Consider the following 18,582-nt stretch of genomic DNA (forward strand, 5'->3'; position numbering starts at 1 on the left):
GGCGAAGAGGTCGAAGCATATTTCAGCATGCTTGCGGCACATCATTGGCTTGCGGCTTGCTCAATACGGCTTGGCTGATTGCGCATCATCAGACGCGCCGAATCCAGCCGGCTGGGCGCCTACCGCGATGCTGACAGGGAAGGCTTTCTTGACCGTTTCTCTTGTTGCCTTTTGTCTTCCGTCCGGAACGGCAGGCAAGGGAGCCTCGGTGTTCGGCACCGCTGGTTTGGATATCGCGCCGAGCGTCTCGTCCTGGTGTTCCGCTGTTCGGGAGTTTTCGACGATTGGCGATGCCGCAAGGATTTCCCGGAGCGTGGTTGTTACAGGCAGATGCCCGCCCAAGTCGGTGTTCGTGTGATGCCACGCTTGCGCAACGCGTCGATCGGCATGAATGAATGCTCGGGAGTTGATTTCGCCGAACCAGTCCCATTCCCCCATGACGTCGACGACATCCGTGAAAACAGGCGGCATAGCGATGCGTGTGCCGATCGTCACGATCTTTGCATGCTGCGCCAGCTCGGTGATCCGCGCTTCGTCTTGTTTACAGAGGTTATGGAGTGCAGCTGACAGCACGAGGTTTCCCTTGGAGTGGCCGGTCAGCAGACGGAAGGAGAGGCGGGGGTCGGCTAGAAGCGCCTGCGCGGTTCTCGTGTCGAGACTGGTGCGAGCCGCTGCCGTCTCAGCCTGTGCTCCGACCTTGGGGCGACCGGCAAGGTCGTCCAGACTTTCAAGAAAAGGCCGCAGGCCTCGCAAGTGACCGAAGAAAAACAATCCGCCGAAAGCTTCAGTGATGACATCGGCTATGCCGTAGCCGGAGACGACGACCGCGGCCGGCGCATCGATCGCATCGGCCACGTTGCGGGCGAAAGCGGCGGCTCCGAGTGCCGAACCACCGATGCCGGCGACTGCGAGCGCCCGTGCCTTAGTGCCGCCGCGCAGGACGAATTCATCGATGGTTTCGCAGAGTGTGAGTGCTCCCAGACCGCTTGGCGGAATGAGCATGATCGCGCCTTCGGCGGCGAGCGAGTCACTGATATAGAAGGCTTCCTCCGGCGTGATAGCCTTGACGTCGTAGAATAGTGCGTCGAGGGCGAGATTGCGTTGGCGCAGGCCTTCAAGAGCGAGGTTGCGCGCCGGTGAATGCTGCAGCCGCTCGGGGAGGCTCAGCGTGCGTGCGAATTGCGTCAGGGAAAGCGTGAATGCCGTCTGGAACATGGGTCACCTCGCCAAGGTCGCCTGAGTTAGAGCATTCCAAGGCAAAGCTTCTCACACTTTATCCCACGTGCCAACGGCTATTCGGGTGCGACATTCAGGCCCGGTGCAGACCATTGTGTCTGTCGCAGCGCTTCACCCGAAATCATGGCCGCCGACATCGCGACATTGATGGAGCGCTGGCCCTCGACCATGGGGATCAGGATGCGGCCATCGGCCTTTTCGTGCACGTGGTCCGGCACCCCGGCGCTTTCGCGGCCGAAGAGGAGAATATCGTCGTCGCGATAAGTAAAATCCGTGTAGCGCTGCGCTGCTTTTGTGGAGGCTAGCACCAGCCGTCGTCCGCTTTCTCGCCTCCATGCCTCGAAGCGCTCCCAATTGACGTGCCTGGTCAGGGTGACGGCGGCGAGATAGTCCATGCCGGCGCGCTTCAGATTGCGGTCGGATATGTCGAAGCCGGCTGGCTCGATAATGTCGACGCCAAGGCCGAGGCAGGCCGCAAGCCGCAGGATCGTGCCAGTGTTGCCGGGAATATCGGGTTGGTAGAGGGCGATGCGGAGCTTGGTCATATGTTGCAACTAGCGAAATCGCCCCGATTTGTCTCCGGTTTTTCCTGGGATCCCTCGATTCCGGTGATGTCTCCCATCAGCAGAATTGAAGAGTTTAGCCCATTTTTCAGGCATATTTCGCTTTTCAAACAGGAAAAGTCGCGCTAAAAGACGCGTGCTCTACAACTTGCGAAAGAGGAGGCTCAGATGGATATCTTGTTTATGATGCTGCGCCTCGGTGCCGTGAACCCACGGATTTGAAGAGCGCTATAAGGCGCATATTCGCAAGTATCCCCCTTCTTTAAGTCATTGCGCGGCCACTATGGCCTCGTCGTTTTACCGCCCGGCCACCATATGAATCTGCGATCTTTCAGCGCAGCGGGTGGTCGAAGGGTCGAGTCTTTGGAGCATTTCCATGTTTAGCTGGTTCGAACGCCGACTAAATCCATTTCCGAGCGAGGCGCCGGATACGCCGCCGCGCGGCCTCTTCGCTTTCTGCTGGCATTATTCCAAGCCGGCCCTGCCGTGGCTGATTGCCATGAGCATTCTCACCATGTCGATCGCGATCGGCGAGGTGGCGTTGTTCCAGTTCCTCGGCGATATCGTCGACTGGCTGACGCATGCGGATAAGGCGACTTTCCTGCAGACGGAATGGCATAAGCTGTTCTGGATGGGGGCGATGGTGCTGATTGGCCTGCCGGCTGCGGCGATCCTCGACAGCTTCATCATGCACCAGGTGCTGCTCGGCAACTATCCGATGATCGCGCGTTGGCAGATGCACCGCTTCCTGCTGCGCCACAGCATGACCTTTTTCGCCAATGAGTTCGCAGGCCGCGTCGCCACCAAGGTGATGCAGACCTCGCTTGCCGTGCGCGAAACGGTCATGAAGATCCTCGATGTCTTCGTCTACGTGTTCACGTACTTCCTGTCGATGATCCTCGTCATCGCGGCGGCCGACTGGCGGCTGATGATTCCGATCCTGGTCTGGCTTGGCGTTTATGTCGCCATCGTCGCCTATTTCGTGCCGGTACTGCGCAAGATCGCCGCGCAGCAGGCCGACGCGCGCTCGATGATGACGGGCCGCGTGGTCGACAGCTACACTAACATCGCCACAGTGAAGCTGTTCTCGCATGCGGGCCGCGAGGAGACATATGCCAGGGCCGGCATGGAGGAGTTCCTCAATACCGTGCACAAACAGATGCGCAAGGTCACGCTGTTCCACGCCTCGGTCTATTTCAACAACTGCGCGGCGCTGTTCATCGTCTCGGCTCTGTCGATCTGGTTCTGGCTCAGCGGCTCGATCTCGGTCGGCTCGATTGCCATCGCCATCGGCCTTGCGATGCGCGTCAACGGCATGTCACAGTGGGTGATGTGGGAAGTCTCTGCGCTCTTCGAAAACATCGGCACCGTCTATGACGGCATGGAGATGATGACGAAGCCACACGACATCATCGACAAGCCGGCGGCACCGCCGATCGTTGCCCAGCAGGGAGCGATCCGCTTCGACCACATTCGCTTCCATTACGGCAAGGCGAAGGGTGTCATGGAGGATCTGACCCTCGATATCCGCGCGGGCGAAAAGGTCGGCCTTGTCGGCCGTTCCGGCGCCGGCAAGACGACGCTGATGAACCTGCTTCTGCGCTTCTACGATCTGGAGGGCGGCCGCATTACCATCGACGGCCACGATATCGCGGGTGTGACGCAGGACAGCCTTCGCTCGATGATCGGTGTGGTGACGCAGGACACCTCGCTGCTGCACCGTTCCATCCGCGACAACATCGCCTACGGCCGTCCGGACGCGACCGATGAGGACATCATCCAGGCGGCCAAGCGCGCCAATGCCTGGGACTTCATCGAGGGTCTGGTGGATATGCATGGCCGCACCGGGCTCGACGCTCAGGTCGGCGAGCGGGGTGTGAAACTGTCAGGCGGCCAGCGGCAGCGTATCGCGATCGCCCGCGTCTTTCTGAAGGACGCGCCGATCCTGGTGCTCGACGAGGCAACCTCGGCGCTCGATTCCGAAGTGGAAGCGGCGATCCAGGAAAACCTCTTCGCGCTGATGCATGGCAAGACGGTGATCGCCATCGCCCACCGCCTGTCGACGCTGACCGAGATGGACCGCCTCGTTGTTCTCGACAAGGGCAGGATCATCGAGATGGGCACGCATCAGGCGCTGGTCCAGCAGGGCGGCATCTATGCCGAACTCTGGAGCCGCCAATCCGGCGGTTTCCTTGCCGACCATGAAGAGGTCGAGACGGCGGCACAATAATGAGACGGACAACTGGGGCGCCAAGGTACCCCAGTTGTTGTTTCCTGTGTGGCTATTTTTCAGAAATCAAAGCGTAACGAGAAGTCTGGAAGACGATGTTGCGGGCTAGCGGCTTGCCAGAGCGAGTTGCGTCACAAGCAATCCGAACGCAGTCGCGAAGCTTCGCCGCATCCATGATTGCACCGTTTGATTCGAGACGATATGGCGGCGCAGGTGAGCTGCGAATACGCCATAGGCTGCGAAGATGATGAAGGTGAGCGCCATGAAGACCAGGCTGAGCTTCAGCATCAGCATGATCGGGCTTGTCTGATCCGGCGTCACGAATTGAGGCAGGAAGGCGAAGAAAAAGATCGACAATTTGGGATTAAGCAAATTGATCAGGATTGCCGAGCCTATCACCTGTCGCGTGCTCTTGTCGATCGGTGCGCCGTCAATGCGCAAAATACCCTTTTCCAAAAACATCGACCAAGCCATGTAGAGCAGATAGGCCACTCCCAGCCATTTGAGCGCTTGAAACGCTACTGCGCTGGTGTGCAGGAGTGCGGCAAGGCCGCTTATCGCCGCAAGCAAATGCGGGATGATGCCAAGCGTGCAGCCGAATGCGGCGACCATACTCGCCCTCGTGCCGCCAGACAATCCGGCGGCAAGTGTGTAGATCGCGCCGGTGCCGGGAGAGGCGACGATGATGAGGGTCGTGATCAAAAACTCGATGTTCATGCGGTAGCCCCCACGGAAGAGCGGAATATCGGCAGTAAGGTTTGAGCCGAGGTGCTTGTTTCGGCGACTGATCCACGCGAGGCGTCCTGATGGACTCTCGGTGAAGCTTTCTCGACGACGAGAGCCGTCGTCGCACGATTTCGCGCGATGAAATATCCGACTGGTAGGTTTGTCGCGGGCAAGGTGTCGAGCGACCACGGATGCTGTCGATACATGGCGTCGGCTTGGGTAGCGTGCATGACTCTCACTCGATAATGGCTTGAGGCAATATCGAGGCATCGTGTTTTCCGGTCTTGAATGAAATTGCAGTTCAACCGGCATTTCGCGCTCGACGCTCAATGCGCCGCTCACGGCCGTTGCCAACTCGACCGGTCGATCCCGGCTCCGTTTTACAGTTCTTATAGGGTTGCAGGGAATATGGCGTTCACTGATAAATCGCGCACGAAATTCGGTCTGCGTTCACGTGAGAAGGAGAGGTTGAGATCGGAATTTCGAGGAATTTTCATTGTTTTTGTTGCTATGCGGTATTGTGCTGATCGCTTATTTTGCGTCGCGCCGGAGAAAAACGCTGCGGAATTCCCTAGTTTTTCATGGGCTTAACTTCTCTCTGCGGAGAAGGGGAAGATTGAGCTCCGGCCTTGCGACGCATTAACGCAGTTTTGCCGCGACATTGTGCCCTGACCCCTTGCCAAGACTGGACATAATTTGCGATCAAGCTTAGAACGCAGCGGGTTACGGAGGAATCTATGGCGGAATTGTGGTCGCATTGATTCGCCGTTAGTGAGAGGGGTACCGCGGTTTTTGCCGTGGGTTGCGGGAAGAGGATGTGCAGCTTTGAGCGAGCAGAGTACGACAGTTGAGTCCACCGGCGAGCCGACTCGCCGCGATTTCCTTTATTTGACGACAGGTATGGCCGGTGCGGTGGGTGCAGTTGCCGTCGCATGGCCGTTTATCGACCAGATGCGGCCCGACGCATCGACACTCGCTCTTGCATCTATCGAAGTCGATGTGTCGAGCCTTGAGCCCGGCATGTCGTTGACGGTGAAATGGCGCGGTAAGCCCGTCTTCATCCGTAACCGCACGCAGAAAGAAATCGACGATGCCAAGGGCACGCAGCTTTCGGACCTGAAAGATCCGGTCGCTCGCAACGCCAATCTTCCGTCCGATGCACAGGCAACCGACGTTGCCCGTTCGGCCGGCGAGGGCAAGGAAAACTGGCTCGTCATGATCGGCGTCTGCACCCATCTCGGCTGCATCCCGCTCGGTCAGGCGGGGGAATATGGCGGGTGGTTCTGTCCCTGCCACGGTTCGGTTTACGATACTGCCGGTCGCATCCGCCATGGGCCTGCACCGCAGAACCTCTTCATACCGCAATATGCGTTCACGTCGGAAAAGAAGATCAAGGTCGGTTGAGGGGGAGCTGAAACATGAGTGGTCATTCGTCTTACGAGCCATCGACAGGGCTCGAAAAATGGGTCGACGCGCGGCTTCCGCTGCCGCGCATGGTCTATGATAGTTTCATCGCCTATCCGGTCCCGCGCAACCTGAACTACGCTTACACCTTCGGCGCCATGCTAGCCGTGATGCTGGTTCTGCAGATCCTGACCGGTGTCGTGCTGGCCATGCACTATGCGGCCAATACGGCGATCGCCTTCAATTCGGTCGAAAAGATCGTTCGTGACGTCAATCATGGATGGCTGCTGCGCTACATGCATGCCAACGGCGCGTCGTTCTTCTTCGTTGCGGTCTATCTGCACATCGCCCGCGGCCTTTATTACGGCTCCTATAAGGCGCCGCGCGAAATCCTCTGGATTCTCGGCGTGATCATCTACCTCCTGATGATGGCGACTGCCTTCATGGGCTACGTTCTGCCTTGGGGTCAGATGTCCTTCTGGGGTGCAACCGTCATCACCGGCTTCTTCTCGGCCTTCCCATGGGTCGGCGACTGGATCCAGACCTTCCTGCTCGGCGGCTTTGCCGTTGACGATCCGACGCTCAACCGCTTCTTCTCGCTGCACTATCTGCTGCCGTTTATGATCGCCGGCGTCGTCATTCTGCACATCTGGGCGCTGCATGTGACCGGCCAGACGAACCCGACGGGCGTCGAAGTCAAGCTGAAGACCGACACGGTCGCCTTCACGCCCTATGCGACGCTGAAGGATGCGCTTGGCGTTTCCGTCTTCCTGCTGGTCTTCGCCTATTTCGTCTTCTACCTGCCGAACTTCCTCGGCCATGCCGATAACTACATCCCGGCCAACCCGTTGAAGACGCCGGCTCACATCGTTCCGGAATGGTACTTCCTGCCGTTCTACGCGATGCTGCGCTCGATCACCTTCAACATCGGCCCGATCGACTCCAAGCTTGGTGGCGTTCTGACGATGTTCGGTGCGATCATCGTGCTGTTCTTCCTGCCCTGGCTCGATACGTCGAAGATCCGTTCGGCCGTCTATCGCCCCTGGTACAAGCTGTTCTTCTGGCTGTTCATCGCCGATGCCATCCTTCTAGGCTGGCTTGGCTCGCAGCCCGCAGAGGGCATCTATACCACGGCCGCGCAGTTCGCGACGCTGTTCTACTTCCTGTTCTTCCTGGTCATCATGCCGATCCTTGGCATAGTCGAGACACCGAAGCGCATTCCGAATTCAATTACGGAGGCGGTTCTTGAAAAGCAGGGCGGCAAAAAAGACGCCGTCACGATGAGCGCCTGAGCGGTTGGAAGGAAGAAAACGATGAAAAAGATTGTTGCCGGCCTTCTCTCGCTTGCCCTGATCGGCGGTTTGGCCACCGTTTCCGCCATTGCTGCGGAAACGAAGCCTGCCGCGGAAGCCGAGACACCGCATTATCCGCTGAAGGAGCCGCGCGAGCAGCATTGGACCTTCTCCGGCCCGTTCGGCTATTATGACAAGGCACAGCTGCAGCGTGGTCTGAAGGTCTATACGGAAGTCTGTTCCGCCTGCCATTCGATGAAGCTGGTGGCTTACCGCACGCTGGAAGATCTCGGTTACACGGAAGCCCAGGTGAAGGCCTTTGCCGCCAACTACGAAGTGCAGGATGGCCCGAACCCTCAGGGTGAGATGTTCACCCGCAAGGCGGTCCCGTCTGACCATTTCAACTCGCCGTTCCCGAACGACGAAGCGGCCGCGGCCTCCAACAACGGGGCTGTGCCGCCCGACATGTCGCTGCTTGCCAAGGCACGCGAAATCGAGCGCGGCTTCCCGCAGTTCATCTTCGATATCTTCACGCAGTATCAGGAAGGTGGACCGGATTACATCTACTCGCTGTTGACCGGATACGAAGAGCCGCCGGCCGGTTTCAAGGTGCCGCAGAACTCGCACTACAATCCGTATTTCGATGCGGCCGCGACCTTTGCGATGCCGAAGCCGCTTTCGGATGGTCAGGTGACCTATGACGACGGTTCGCCGCAGACGGTGGACCAATACGCTCGCGACGTGTCTGCCTTCCTGATGTGGACGTCCGAACCGCATCTGGAAGATCGCAAGCACCTCGGCTTCATGGTCATGGTGTTCCTGCTGATCTTCTCCACGCTGATCTATCTCACCAAGCGCTCCGTCTATGCCAAGGCAGGCGCTCACTGAGTACTGCGATGTTTCGATGAAAAGGGCGGCCCGTCGAGGCCGCCTTATACATTGAGAGGCCGGGACATCGGTTGTGATGTTCCGGCCTCGTTTGTCATTGAGGTGATAGCAACACCGCAATGGCGGAGCGCAAAGCGGTTGGGCTTTTTTGTTGGTATAGGGCTCGGGTCTTGATAGGGTGCGGCCGGCCCTATCATAGCCTGAGAGTATATATTTCATGAACACTATCGCTTCGGAGCTCGCCGCCAGCATCCGTTCCATTCCGGACTATCCCAAGCCCGGTATCATCTTCCGCGACATCACGACGATGCTTGGCGACGCCAGGGCGTTTCGTCGCGCCGTGGATGCGCTGGTGCATCCCTATGCCGGCTCCAAGATCGACAAGGTCGCCGGCATGGAAGCGCGCGGCTTCATTCTCGGCGGCGCGGTGGCGCATCAGCTGTCGTCCGGTTTCGTGCCGATCCGCAAGAAGGGTAAGCTGCCGCACGACATCGTTCGCATCGCCTACAGCCTGGAATATGGCGTAGACGAGATGGAGATGCATCGCGATGCGGTCAATCCGGGTGAGAAGGTCATCCTGGTCGACGATCTGATCGCGACCGGCGGTACTGCCGTCGGTGCCACCAAGCTCCTGCGCCAGATTGGTGCCGAAGTGGTTGCCGCCTGCTTTGTCATCGACCTGCCTGACCTTGGCGGCCGCAGGAAGCTCGAGGAGCTTGACGTGCCGGTACATACGCTGGTGGAATTCGCCGGCCACTAATGGCCGAAAGGACTGATGGGGCCGCTCCGAACGGCCCCGCAGCCCGCTATTCAAAAGCCAGAACGCTGCTTTCGAAGCGCAGGGCCGGAGCACCGTCCTGGTTCACTCCATCGCAGGCGAGCGTATAGAGCGTCCAGCCGGCGCGCGAGGCCAATGGGCGACTGTCAAGGATCGTGACGCCATAGCTGATCGTATCACCGCCGAAGACGGGCCGCAGCCATTGCAGGTTTTTGAAGCCAGGCGAGGGGCCGAGGATGGGCGGCGTCTTGCCTTCGGCAACCAACCGGGCCTGTTCGGACTTCCAAAAATCGACGAAGCTGCGCATCCACATGGAGCAGCTATGCCAGCCGGAAGCGCAGAGACCGCCGAACAGGGAGTGCTTGGCGGCTTCCGCATCCATATGGAAGATTTGTGGATCGAAGCGCGAGGCAAAGTGCATGATGCCTTCCGGCGTGAAGGTGTGGCCACCGATTTCGATACGTTCACCGACGGCATAGAGTTCTCTCATCTTCATGCCGAAACCTCCGCGACGCTGCGCATGCGGATCATGACCGCGTTCTCTCCGAGGCAGACCAGTTCGCCGCGCTGGTTTTCGACCTCATGGCGGAACCTGACGATGCCGATACCCAGGCGGGAGCGCATGGGACGGGCCTCGACGACGATCGATCGGCCCGACAGGGTATCGCCCGCCAGAACCGGCTTCTTCCACTCCATAAAATCGATGCCCGGCGCGCCTTGTGCGTCGGTGGCAAGGAGATAGGAATCGCACATCATGCGCATGAACACCGCCGAGGTGTGCCAGCCGGAAGCGGCAAGGCCGCCGAGAATGCTGGCGCGGCCTGCTTCCTCATCCAGATGCATCGGCTGCGGATCGAATTCTCTGGCGAATTCGATGATCTCCCCCGCCGTCATGAGTTTGGGACCGAGCGGAAATTCCTGTCCCGGCCGGAAGTCTTCGTAGACGAGTTTCGTCATATCCTCTGTCATCCTCCACTCTCGTTCATCGCCAATCGCATGGCCCGCTGTGGCGGCGCAAGCGTTTTCATAACCCTACAGGCGCTGCTCAGGGTGATTGTCTATCGATGCCGGCAGCTCTTGATTGTGCGACGATGATATGGTGAGGCATGGATCATGGCGCTATGAAACGAGAGCAAGATGAGGGAACTCAAGATCGCATTGGACGAAGCGGCCGGCGAGGGGATTATTTCCTCCATCCAGGCCGAGAGATTGCTGCCCTATCTGGTGGCCAAGAACATCGGCGCGGTGCCGGCAGCTGAGGGTCGTCTGGGCGTGCCATCGTTCAGCGAAGCCAATCCTTTGGAGGATACGGAAGCTCCGCGCTTCATCCGTGGCTTCCACGACGTGCTGATCACGATCGGCATCATCGTGCTTCTCGCTGGGCTATGGGGTCTGACGAACCGCTATGTGTCGCTGCTGGCGATCGTCGTTCTGGCCGAAATTCTTGTCCGCCGTCAACGGCTGGCGCTTCCGGCCGTCGTGCTGACCGTCGCGCTGGTAGCCTGGGTCTTCCATACCGTGATCACCTATGTCGGCTCCACGCCTGCACTGAGTGAAAATTTCACCATCGGCGCAATCGTCATCGCGGCACCATTTCCGCTGTCGCTGGCATTGTTCTACTGGCGTTACCGCGTGCCTCTGTCGCTGGCGCTATTGCTGTTTTCGTTATTCGGGCTGTTTCTCGCAGGGGTCTTCTATATCGCCGGCATGGTGACGGGATCTGCAAATGTGCCGGCAGACTATCCGATCCAGACGCTCATGATCCTGCTGGTGACGGCAGTCGGCAGCTTCGTCCTGGCGATGCGCTTCGATCTCAGCGATCCCCAGCGGGTCACGCGCCGCTCGGATGTGGCATTCTGGCTGCATCTCGCGACCACGCCGGCGCTGCTTTATTCGACCGTCCTTCTGGCCTTGCGCCTGGAGCTTGCCAGCAGCGGCACCGTTTTTACCAATCTCACCGACGTGCTCTTCGGTGGCTACCTGCAGGCGGTGACTGTGCTGATCGCAGTTCTGGCGATGATGCTGATCGGGCTTGTGATTGATCGCCGCGCTTTCGTGACGGCCGGCCTCGTCTCGCTCGGCCTCGCGACTGCGGCCATCCTTCGGCACAACAATGCCAGCTTCGACAAAATCGGTTTCCTGGTGCTGATGATTGTCGGGCTGGTGGTGCTTGTGATCGGCATCGGCTGGGCCGATCTGCGTGGCATCGTCGTGCGGCGCCTGCCCGCCGGCGTGCAGGCGAGATTGCCGGCGCTCAGATAGAGTTTTCCGCTTTTCTTCGAATCGCGAAAACGCTCTATCCTTTTATTTTAGAGCGGGATGCCGAAAAGTGTGCGCGGTTTTCGGGCGACATCCCGCTCTAACTTTTTAATTTAGAGACGGATTCAGATTTCAGGTCGAACAGACCTGAAATCATCCGTCTCTAATACAATTCCGGACGGAAAACCGCTTCGCACTTTTCCTGAAATTGCTTAGGCGCCGGCAGGATAGAAGCAATCAGGTGTTGAAGCGGAAGTGGATGACGTCGCCGTCCTGGACGACATATTCCTTGCCTTCGTCACGGGCTTTGCCGGCTTCTTTCGCGCCGGTTTCGCCGTTATAGCCGATGTAGTCGTCGTAGGCGATCGTGTTGGCGCGGATGAAGCCGCGTTCGAAATCCGAATGGATCACGCCGGCTGCCTGCGGCGCCTTCGTGCCCTGTTCGATCGTCCAGGCACGCGTCTCCTTCGGGCCTACGGTGAAGTAGGTGATGAGGTGCAGGAGCTTGTAGCCGGCACGGATCAGACGGTCGAGGCCAGCTTCATCGAGGCCGAGCGCGGAGAGGAATTCCTTCGCCTCTTCGTCGGGCAGCTGCGCCACTTCCGCCTCGATGGCGGCGGAGATGATGACGACTTCCGAATTCTGCTCCTTGGCCATGGCAGCGACTGCCGCGGTATGCTCGTTGCCGGTCGCGGCATCGCCCTCGGCGACGTTGCAAACGTAAAGCACCGGGTGCGAGGTCAGAAGGTTTAGGCTCTTGAGGATGCGGATCTCTTCGGCGTCGAGCTTCGAGAGCAGCGTGCGAACCGGCTTGCCTTCCTGAAGCAATGCAAGCGATGCATCCATGATCGGGAGCATCGCCATGGATTCCTTGTCCTTGCCGGTGGCGCGCTTGCGCGTCTGCTCGGTGCGGCGTTCGAGGCTCTCAAGGTCGGCGAGCATCAGCTCGGTCTCGATCGTCTCGGCATCGGCAACCGGATTGATGCGGCCTTCGACATGGGTGATGTCGCTGTCTTCGAAGCAGCGCAGCACATGCACGATGGCATCGACTTCGCGGATATTGGCAAGGAACTGGTTGCCGAGGCCTTCGCCCTTCGAGGCGCCACGGACGAGACCGGCAATATCAACGAAGGAGATGCGCGTCGGGATCAGTTCCTTCGACTTGGCGATGTCGGCGAGCTTACGCATACGGGGATCGGGAACCGCGACTTCACCCGTGTTCGGCTCGATCGTGCAGAACGGATAATTCGCCGCCTGCGCCGCCGCCGTCTTGGTCAGCGCGTTGAACAGAGTGGACTTGCCGACATTCGGCAGCCCGACGATACCGCATTTGAAACCCATGGCACCTTGTCCATATCTTGAAGATCTTTGCAGTGCCTATGGGGGAAGGGCCGTTGCGGGTCAAGTCTTGTGCGGGCAAGGAGGCTTTTTTCTGCCGAAAGAGAGGCGGAAGTCTCTCGAATGCCCCTTTGCATCATCCGAGAGACGCTGTCGTCCTTGAATGACCTAGTGCGCCGCACTATAATCTTCACCTGTTAGCCCAAAACTCTTTTTCTGTCGTCAACGGTGATGCCGATGAGTGACAATGATGTTGTCCTGAAGCCAAAGCCTAAAACGAAGCCGAAGGTCGAAAGGCCGAAGCTCTATAAGATCATTCTCGTGAACGACGATTATACGCCGCGGGAATTCGTCATCATGGTGCTGAAGGCCGTCTTCCGTATGAGCGAGGAGACCGGCTATCGGGTGATGATGACTGCGCACAAGCTCGGAACCTGCGTGGTCATGGTCTGCGCGCGGGATGTCGCCGAGACGAAGGCGCAGGAGGCGATCGATCTTGCTAAAAGCGCCGGTTTCCCGCTGATGTTCACGACCGAGCCTGAGGAATAGGCACGGTAATACTTGCTAAGCAGGCCGGCGGACATGGAAGCCGGTCTTATCCTGCTTGAAGCCGCAATTGGCGTAGAAACGCAGCGTTGCCGGGTTCTTCGAGCCGGTCAGCAGCATGACCTTGTAGCAGTTCTTTTCCCAGGCAGTTGCGAATGCCGCACGGATGACTGCGCCGGCAAGGCCGCGCTGACGGTAATCGGCGTGGGTTACCACGTTCTCGATCAAAGCATAGGGCGCACCGCCGCGCGTGAGATTGGGAATGACGGTCAGCGTCACGGAGGAGACGGCCTTGTCGCCGTCAAAGGCGGCGAGGATCGTCATGCCGGGATGAGTGAGGATTTCCGCGAAGCGGCTTTGCGCCAATTGCAGATCCAGCACCGGGTCTTCCGTGTTCAGATGCCGATAAAGCGCAAGCAGCGTCGGAAGGTCCGCCATTGCGACCGAACGTATAGGGAGATTTGCGGCGTCTGTGACTGCTGGCTGCGGCACCTCAATCGTCCTTCTTGCCGAACATCCTCTTCAGCATTTCCGCCATAGGCCCGGTTTCGGGGATCTTCGGCTTGATCTGATTGCGCGCCTGATGGATGTGGGACTTGGCGGGCGCTTTCTTCTCCGGCTTCGGTGCGTCTTCCTCCGGCTTGCCGCCGAGGGCAAGCGCGATCTTGTTCATCAGCTGCGAATCCTCGCCGCGCACCAGCATGTCGGCATTGTCGGCGAGCGCATCGAACAACGGGTCCAGCCAGTCCCTGTCCACTTTGGCGAAATCGCCGAGAACGTGGTTGTGCACTAGCTCCTTGACGCCGGGATGGCCGATGCCCAGCCGCAGACGGCGGTATTCCTTGCCGCAATGGGCGTCGATCGACTTGATGCCGTTGTGACCGCCATGGCCGCCGCCGGTCTTCAGCCGCGCCTTGCCGGCCGGCAGGTCGAGTTCATCGTAGATGACAACGAGATCGGACGGCTGCAGCTTGTAGAAGCGCATGGCTTCGCCGACGGCTTCGCCGGAGAGGTTCATGAAGGTCTGCGGCTTGATGAGCAGCACCTTCTGGCCGCCGAGTTCGCCTTCGGCTATCTCCGCCTTGAATTTCTTCGACCAGGGCGAAAAGCTGTGGCGGCGATAGATCGCATCTACGGCCATGAAGCCGATATTGTGGCGGTTGCCTTGATATTTGGCGCCCGGATTGCCGAGGCCCGCGATGAGAAGCATGCGCTTCACCCCTTGGAAAATACCGATGCCCTTCACCACAGCGATTTGACGGCAAAGTCAAGGCGGCATGCGGTCAGTCGTCAAGGTGCAGGCCGTACTTCAGGAAAATCTGCCGCTGCGTGCCGTTTGCGATGAGCATGTCGAGCGCGGTCTGCATTCTGCCCTGGAGTTCGGCAGGAAAATCCTTCTGGCATGCAATACCCATGGGCTGCTGAGAAAGGATCGTCACTTTCTCGACCGCATTGCCTTCTTTGCGCAGCTTGTCGAAATAGAATTCCGAGATCGGCATCAAGTCGATACGATCGCTCATCAGCTTCTTCAGGGTAGCCTTGAAATCGCTGCCGATGTCGATGCGCGGGAAATTATTCCGGCGCAGGATCGCTTCCGTATAGTCTTCGCGCCAGGTGCCGACGATATATTTCTTGGCTTCGGCGATGGTCGTTGCGGCAACGTTCGAGCCGCTATGCTTGATGAGAACGTTACGGTCGATCAGCAGCGGCTGTATCCATTTAAAGAGCTTGTCGCGCTCCTCGTTATGCGCAGTGAGGAATACGCAGGTCATCGGCTCCGCCAGAGCCTGATTGTAGGCTCTGGCCCAGGGCATGACATCGATCGTATAGTCGACCCCGATATCGGCCATAAGCTTTTGTATCTGCTCGGTGGCTGCGCCGACAGGGGTCTTGCCTTCACGATAGTTGAAGGGTGGATATTCCTCGGTGGTGAAATGAACGCTTTCGGCGTGGGCCGGAAAGAAACATGAAAACGAAAGCAGGCTGGTGGCGATTATGAACAGCAGCCCTCGCATCCGGCTCTCCATTGCTATGACGCCTGCGCCACGGGGGAAGGGCGGTCTTCCTGCAGGCTCGCCAACGTCTTCATGAGGTTTTCGGGATGCAGCGGGCGGTAGAAAAGATAGCCTTGGCCGTAGTCGATACCCATCGTACGAAGGGTTGCGCATTCCTCTTCCGTTTCCACGCCTTCGGCAATCACTGTACAGTTCATCTTGTGCGACAGGGTGGTGATGCTTTCGACCAGCATGCGGCTCTTGGCGCTGACATCGGAGGCGGTATCGTTGATCGCGCGGATGAAGGATTGGTCGATCTTGATGATATCGACCGGGAAGCGGTTGATATAGCTCAGCGAGGAATAGCCTGTGCCGAAATCGTCGAGCGCGATGCGGCAGCCATAGCGGCAGATCTCGTTGATGACCATGCGCGTCTCGGGATTGTCGTCCATGAGCACGGCCTCGGTGATTTCCACGACGATGCGCCGAGGCGCGATTTCGTAGCGTGACAGGAGAGCCGCAATGCGCAGCGGCAATTCGGATTCGAATTGCAGCGGCGAGAAGTTGATGGCGAGATAGGTATCCTGCATGCCCTCGATCCGCGAGAGGCGGGCAAAATCGGCGATAGCCTTCTCCATGATGCGGTTGCCGATGCGAATGATCGAGCCGGTCTCTTCTGCGACCTCGATGATGCGGCCAGGGGGCAGGATGCCTTTCTGCGGGTGATGCAGACGCATCAGCGCCTCGAAGCCAGCGATGGAGCGGTCGTCTATATTGACCACGGGCTGCAGATAGGCCTCGAACCAGTCTTCGTTGAGGCCGGTTTCGATATGGCTCTCGAGTTCGGCGCGGCGGCGGGAATCGTCCAGCATGCCGTTGTCGAAAATCTGTGCGCCGTTCTTGCCATCGCGCTTCTTGGCATACATGGCGATATCGGATTTCAGCAGCAGTTCGGCCGCATTGGCGGCTTGACGCGGGTAGATCGCGATCCCGATGCTGGCGCTGAGGCGCGCATCGCCGACGAAGGGCGCCTCGAAGACCTCGGCGATGAGGGCGGTCATTTCGATTGCTCTAGCTTCGGCATTCTCTGCCAGAAGCAGCATGGCAAATTCATCGCCGCCGAGGCGGGCGGCGATATCGCCCGGCGTCAGGCATTTCTGCAGGCGCGATACCAATTCGCGCAATGCAGCGTCGCCGGCGGCGTGGCCCATATTGTCGTTGATCCATTTGAAACGGTCGAGATCGACGAAGAGGCAGGCGAGTTCGCGCTTGCGCAGGTCGGCTTCGTTGATCTTGGCATCCAGCGCGCTCTCGAAGCCCTGGCGGTTGAGAAGGCCGGTCAGATGGTCGGTAATCGCCTGCCGCAGATTACGGTCTTCGGATTGCTTGAGTTCGGTGACGTCGGTCATGACGGAGAGCGACAGGCCATCCTGGATCGCGGTCGTCTCAAGGATAAGGACATCCATGATCCTCCCGTCCCGGCAGAGGAATTTCACGGTGACGTCGATGCGGGCGGCGCTGTGGGTGTTGCCGCGTTTGCGCTCGATATATTGCGTGCGCGAATCCGGCGAGACCAGGCTCGCAAACTCGCGTCCGATCACTTCGGCACGATCATAGCCCGTGGTGGCAAGCCAATAGTCGCTGACGGCCGCGATGCAATCGTCGTTGTCGAGCGAAAAGAGCATGGCGGGCGTCAGATTATAGGTGTCGGTTGCCCGGCGGTGGGCAAGCTTAAGTTCGTTTTCCTCGCGCTGCAGCTTGCTCTGCATGTCGTTGAAGCTGCTGGCAAGCCGGCCCATTTCATCATTCGACTGCCAGTCCACATGATGACGCGAGCCGAGCCTTCGCGTAGCCTCGATGGCATGTGTCAACCGCATCAGCGGCTGGATGACGAAGATGCGATTGCCGATCAGCGCCGCGCCGAACACAGTCAGGACGGCGAAGATGAAGATGGAGATGAAGACGATCTCTTCGCTCTTCAGGCCATCGAACAGGCCGAGCTGAGGATAATAGACGGTGATGGTGCCAAGCCGCTTCGCACCGTCGACGCCGTTGTAGATGATCGGCCGGTCAATGGACTCCAGATTGCCCTTGTAGGATTTCGGAATGGTCGATTGCGTGACGTCGAGCTGGCCGGAAAGATCGCGGACATTGACACGGACGATCGCGCCTTCGGCGACGGTGGTGGCGCTGATCTGGGTGACGCTGTCTTCATCAAGGTCCCATAGCGGCTTTGCGAGGGCCTGGGCATTGGCGACGAGGAGAACGGTTATGTGATCCTTGATTTCCTTTTCCGCGCGTTCAGACGACAGAAAAAGGAATAGGACGAAGAGTGGCGCCACGAAAATCAGTAGCGCACCGCAAACGATCGCGAAAAACCTGTTTTCGACCGAATGGCTCATAGTTCCGTTAGCTCCCCGGTCATAGACCAGCGGATTTGGGAGGGCGCCGCTTTCTACAACTCTTTCGCGTAGGTTTTCATGAATCCGTTAAATGTTGCTGAAACGGTGGGGTTAATGGAAATCAACCAATAGTATAGATTCCAAGTCCTTCTTACTTTTACTTTCTCTAATATTTATTTTTAGGCATAAAAAACCCGCCGTCCCAGAGGGCGGCGGGTCTCAATGTGCGGGCTTGAAGATGCCAATCAGGCGCTGGCTTCTTCGCCGCCTTCAGCTTCGTCTTCAGCAAGGCCGGCAGCCGGGGCAACGATCGTTGCGATCGTGAAGTCGCGGTCGGTGATGACCGGAGTCACGTTCTTCGGCAGCTTGATGGCGGAGATGTGGATGCTGTCGCCGCTCTTCAGGCCCGTGAGGTCAACGGTGAAGAATTCCGGGATCGCATCGGCCGGGCAATGAACTTCGACTTCGTGGCGAACGATGTTCAGCACGCCGCCAGCCTTGAGGCCAGGCGACTTCTCGTGGTTTTCGAAGTGAACCGGGATTTCGACGGTAACCGCCGTGTTGCCGGAAACGCGCAGGAAATCGACGTGAAGCGTGAAGTCACGGACCGGATCGAGCTGGTAGTCCTTCGGCAGAACCTTGATCTTCTTGCCGTCGACGTCGATCGTGGCGATCGTCGTGAGGAAACCACCGGCGTGGATGCGCTTCGTCACCTCATTGGTGTTGAGGGCGATGGAAACGGGGGCCTGCTTGTCACCATAGATGACAGCGGGGATCAGACCATTGCGGCGAAGTTCACGGGCGGACCCCTTACCAACCCGTTCGCGCGCCTCGGCCTTGAGCTCGTAGCTTTCGTGGCTCATAGCTATTCCTTTCGAGGTTATTTGGAGAGTTCAGTCGGTCGGCCTACGCCGCATCGATTGAAC

General features: G+C 58.8%; 18 protein-coding genes. 7 read left to right on the top strand and 11 right to left on the bottom strand.

Annotated features, from left to right (window positions below; translation table 11 throughout):
* Positions 1-60: 60 nt before the first annotated feature.
* Positions 61-1,215: a hypothetical protein gene (locus AC13QE_RS05305; protein ID WP_488482902.1), complete on the bottom strand. Its 1,155-nt coding sequence runs from the start codon at positions 1,213-1,215 to the stop codon at positions 61-63.
* 77 nt (positions 1,216-1,292) lie between these two features.
* Positions 1,293-1,781 carry a tRNA (cytidine(34)-2'-O)-methyltransferase gene (locus tag AC13QE_RS05310; RefSeq protein ID WP_488482903.1) on the bottom strand — a complete coding sequence of 163 codons (489 nt, stop codon included), beginning with the start codon at positions 1,779-1,781 and terminating at the stop codon, positions 1,293-1,295.
* A 394-nt stretch (positions 1,782-2,175) separates the two neighbouring features.
* Here AC13QE_RS05310 and AC13QE_RS05315 point away from each other — a divergent pair, with 394 nt between their 5' ends.
* Positions 2,176-4,029, top strand: coding sequence for an ABC transporter ATP-binding protein (locus tag AC13QE_RS05315; protein ID WP_488482904.1), 1,854 nt, complete (start codon positions 2,176-2,178; stop codon positions 4,027-4,029).
* Between the two features lie 105 nt (positions 4,030-4,134).
* Here AC13QE_RS05315 and AC13QE_RS05320 read toward each other — a convergent pair whose 3' ends face one another.
* A complete protein-coding gene (locus tag AC13QE_RS05320; RefSeq protein WP_488483328.1) occupies positions 4,135-4,746 on the bottom strand; it encodes a LysE family translocator in 612 nt (203 codons plus the stop codon).
* A gap of 834 nt (positions 4,747-5,580) precedes the next feature.
* On the opposite strand from AC13QE_RS05320, the gene petA reads away from it, so the two are divergent.
* The 4 genes from petA to AC13QE_RS05340 all read left to right on the top strand — a co-directional run bounded on the left by petA (position 5,581) and on the right by AC13QE_RS05340 (position 9,099).
* Entirely contained in the window at positions 5,581-6,159 is a 579-nt protein-coding gene (gene petA, locus AC13QE_RS05325) for a ubiquinol-cytochrome c reductase iron-sulfur subunit (protein ID WP_132717153.1), read from the top strand.
* Between the two features lie 14 nt (positions 6,160-6,173).
* Positions 6,174-7,451, top strand: a complete 1,278-nt coding sequence (locus AC13QE_RS05330) for a cytochrome b (RefSeq protein ID WP_488482905.1) — start codon at positions 6,174-6,176, stop codon at positions 7,449-7,451.
* A gap of 21 nt (positions 7,452-7,472) precedes the next feature.
* Complete coding sequence (locus AC13QE_RS05335) at positions 7,473-8,339, top strand: cytochrome c1 (RefSeq protein WP_488482906.1); 867 nt, start codon at positions 7,473-7,475, stop codon at positions 8,337-8,339.
* A 217-nt stretch (positions 8,340-8,556) separates the two neighbouring features.
* Positions 8,557-9,099, top strand: coding sequence for an adenine phosphoribosyltransferase (locus AC13QE_RS05340; RefSeq protein WP_075851091.1), 543 nt, complete (start codon positions 8,557-8,559; stop codon positions 9,097-9,099).
* A gap of 46 nt (positions 9,100-9,145) precedes the next feature.
* Here AC13QE_RS05340 and AC13QE_RS05345 read toward each other — a convergent pair whose 3' ends face one another.
* Together AC13QE_RS05345 and AC13QE_RS05350 are read right to left on the bottom strand one after the other, a co-directional pair.
* Positions 9,146-9,613 carry a MaoC family dehydratase gene (locus tag AC13QE_RS05345; RefSeq protein WP_488482907.1) on the bottom strand — a complete coding sequence of 156 codons (468 nt, stop codon included), beginning with the start codon at positions 9,611-9,613 and terminating at the stop codon, positions 9,146-9,148.
* Positions 9,610-10,074 (bottom strand): MaoC family dehydratase, encoded by a 465-nt coding sequence (locus AC13QE_RS05350; RefSeq protein ID WP_488482908.1) that lies wholly within the window; start codon positions 10,072-10,074, stop codon positions 9,610-9,612. The genes AC13QE_RS05345 and AC13QE_RS05350 overlap by 4 nt, the downstream gene beginning before the upstream one ends.
* 180 nt (positions 10,075-10,254) lie before the next feature.
* On the opposite strand from AC13QE_RS05350, the gene AC13QE_RS05355 reads away from it, so the two are divergent.
* Positions 10,255-11,379 carry a hypothetical protein gene (locus AC13QE_RS05355; protein WP_488482909.1) on the top strand — a complete coding sequence of 375 codons (1,125 nt, stop codon included), beginning with the start codon at positions 10,255-10,257 and terminating at the stop codon, positions 11,377-11,379.
* A 234-nt stretch (positions 11,380-11,613) separates the two neighbouring features.
* Here the strand turns inward: AC13QE_RS05355 and ychF are convergent, their stop codons facing one another.
* Positions 11,614-12,717: a redox-regulated ATPase YchF gene (gene ychF / locus AC13QE_RS05360; protein WP_488482910.1), complete on the bottom strand. Its 1,104-nt coding sequence runs from the start codon at positions 12,715-12,717 to the stop codon at positions 11,614-11,616.
* Positions 12,718-12,951: 234 nt separating this feature from the next.
* Between ychF and clpS the strand changes: the two genes are divergently transcribed.
* Positions 12,952-13,263, top strand: a complete 312-nt coding sequence (gene clpS / locus AC13QE_RS05365; RefSeq protein WP_488482911.1) for an ATP-dependent Clp protease adapter ClpS — start codon at positions 12,952-12,954, stop codon at positions 13,261-13,263.
* 15 nt (positions 13,264-13,278) lie between these two features.
* On the opposite strand, the gene AC13QE_RS05370 is transcribed toward clpS, so the two are convergent.
* The 5 genes from AC13QE_RS05370 to AC13QE_RS05390 all read right to left on the bottom strand — a co-directional run bounded on the left by AC13QE_RS05370 (position 13,279) and on the right by AC13QE_RS05390 (position 18,519).
* Entirely contained in the window at positions 13,279-13,698 is a 420-nt protein-coding gene (locus AC13QE_RS05370) for a GNAT family N-acetyltransferase (RefSeq protein ID WP_488482912.1), read from the bottom strand.
* Between the two features lie 55 nt (positions 13,699-13,753).
* Complete coding sequence (pth, locus tag AC13QE_RS05375) at positions 13,754-14,470, bottom strand: aminoacyl-tRNA hydrolase (protein ID WP_488482913.1); 717 nt, start codon at positions 14,468-14,470, stop codon at positions 13,754-13,756.
* 73 nt (positions 14,471-14,543) lie between these two features.
* Positions 14,544-15,275, bottom strand: a complete 732-nt coding sequence (locus AC13QE_RS05380) for a substrate-binding periplasmic protein (protein ID WP_488482914.1) — start codon at positions 15,273-15,275, stop codon at positions 14,544-14,546.
* A gap of 14 nt (positions 15,276-15,289) precedes the next feature.
* Entirely contained in the window at positions 15,290-17,656 is a 2,367-nt protein-coding gene (locus AC13QE_RS05385; protein ID WP_488482915.1) for an EAL domain-containing protein, read from the bottom strand.
* Between the two features lie 245 nt (positions 17,657-17,901).
* On the bottom strand, positions 17,902-18,519 hold the full coding sequence (locus tag AC13QE_RS05390; RefSeq protein WP_015340613.1) for a 50S ribosomal protein L25/general stress protein Ctc: 618 nt from the start codon (positions 18,517-18,519) through the stop codon (positions 17,902-17,904).
* Positions 18,520-18,582: the final 63 nt, after the last annotated feature.

It is taken from the genome of Martinezella sp. CNPSo 3957 (assembly GCF_057784395.1).

What these genes read in the sequence shown, in the direction of transcription:
- pth (WP_488482913.1), bottom strand. Translation starts at nt 14,470, where the DNA reads ATGCTTCTCATCGCGGGCCTCGGCAATCCGGGCGCCAAATATCAAGGC.
- AC13QE_RS05305 (WP_488482902.1), bottom strand. Translation starts at nt 1,215, where the DNA reads ATGTTCCAGACGGCATTCACGCTTTCCCTGACGCAATTCGCACGCACG.
- AC13QE_RS05340 (WP_075851091.1), top strand. Translation starts at nt 8,557, where the DNA reads ATGAACACTATCGCTTCGGAGCTCGCCGCCAGCATCCGTTCCATTCCG.
- AC13QE_RS05380 (WP_488482914.1), bottom strand. Translation starts at nt 15,275, where the DNA reads ATGCGAGGGCTGCTGTTCATAATCGCCACCAGCCTGCTTTCGTTTTCA.
- AC13QE_RS05335 (WP_488482906.1), top strand. Translation starts at nt 7,473, where the DNA reads ATGAAAAAGATTGTTGCCGGCCTTCTCTCGCTTGCCCTGATCGGCGGT.
- AC13QE_RS05355 (WP_488482909.1), top strand. Translation starts at nt 10,255, where the DNA reads ATGAGGGAACTCAAGATCGCATTGGACGAAGCGGCCGGCGAGGGGATT.
- AC13QE_RS05390 (WP_015340613.1), bottom strand. Translation starts at nt 18,519, where the DNA reads ATGAGCCACGAAAGCTACGAGCTCAAGGCCGAGGCGCGCGAACGGGTT.
- AC13QE_RS05350 (WP_488482908.1), bottom strand. Translation starts at nt 10,074, where the DNA reads ATGACGAAACTCGTCTACGAAGACTTCCGGCCGGGACAGGAATTTCCG.
- AC13QE_RS05310 (WP_488482903.1), bottom strand. Translation starts at nt 1,781, where the DNA reads ATGACCAAGCTCCGCATCGCCCTCTACCAACCCGATATTCCCGGCAAC.
- ychF (WP_488482910.1), bottom strand. Translation starts at nt 12,717, where the DNA reads ATGGGTTTCAAATGCGGTATCGTCGGGCTGCCGAATGTCGGCAAGTCC.
- AC13QE_RS05315 (WP_488482904.1), top strand. Translation starts at nt 2,176, where the DNA reads ATGTTTAGCTGGTTCGAACGCCGACTAAATCCATTTCCGAGCGAGGCG.
- AC13QE_RS05385 (WP_488482915.1), bottom strand. Translation starts at nt 17,656, where the DNA reads ATGAGCCATTCGGTCGAAAACAGGTTTTTCGCGATCGTTTGCGGTGCG.
- AC13QE_RS05370 (WP_488482912.1), bottom strand. Translation starts at nt 13,698, where the DNA reads ATGGCGGACCTTCCGACGCTGCTTGCGCTTTATCGGCATCTGAACACG.
- clpS (WP_488482911.1), top strand. Translation starts at nt 12,952, where the DNA reads ATGAGTGACAATGATGTTGTCCTGAAGCCAAAGCCTAAAACGAAGCCG.
- AC13QE_RS05320 (WP_488483328.1), bottom strand. Translation starts at nt 4,746, where the DNA reads ATGAACATCGAGTTTTTGATCACGACCCTCATCATCGTCGCCTCTCCC.
- AC13QE_RS05330 (WP_488482905.1), top strand. Translation starts at nt 6,174, where the DNA reads ATGAGTGGTCATTCGTCTTACGAGCCATCGACAGGGCTCGAAAAATGG.
- AC13QE_RS05345 (WP_488482907.1), bottom strand. Translation starts at nt 9,613, where the DNA reads ATGAAGATGAGAGAACTCTATGCCGTCGGTGAACGTATCGAAATCGGT.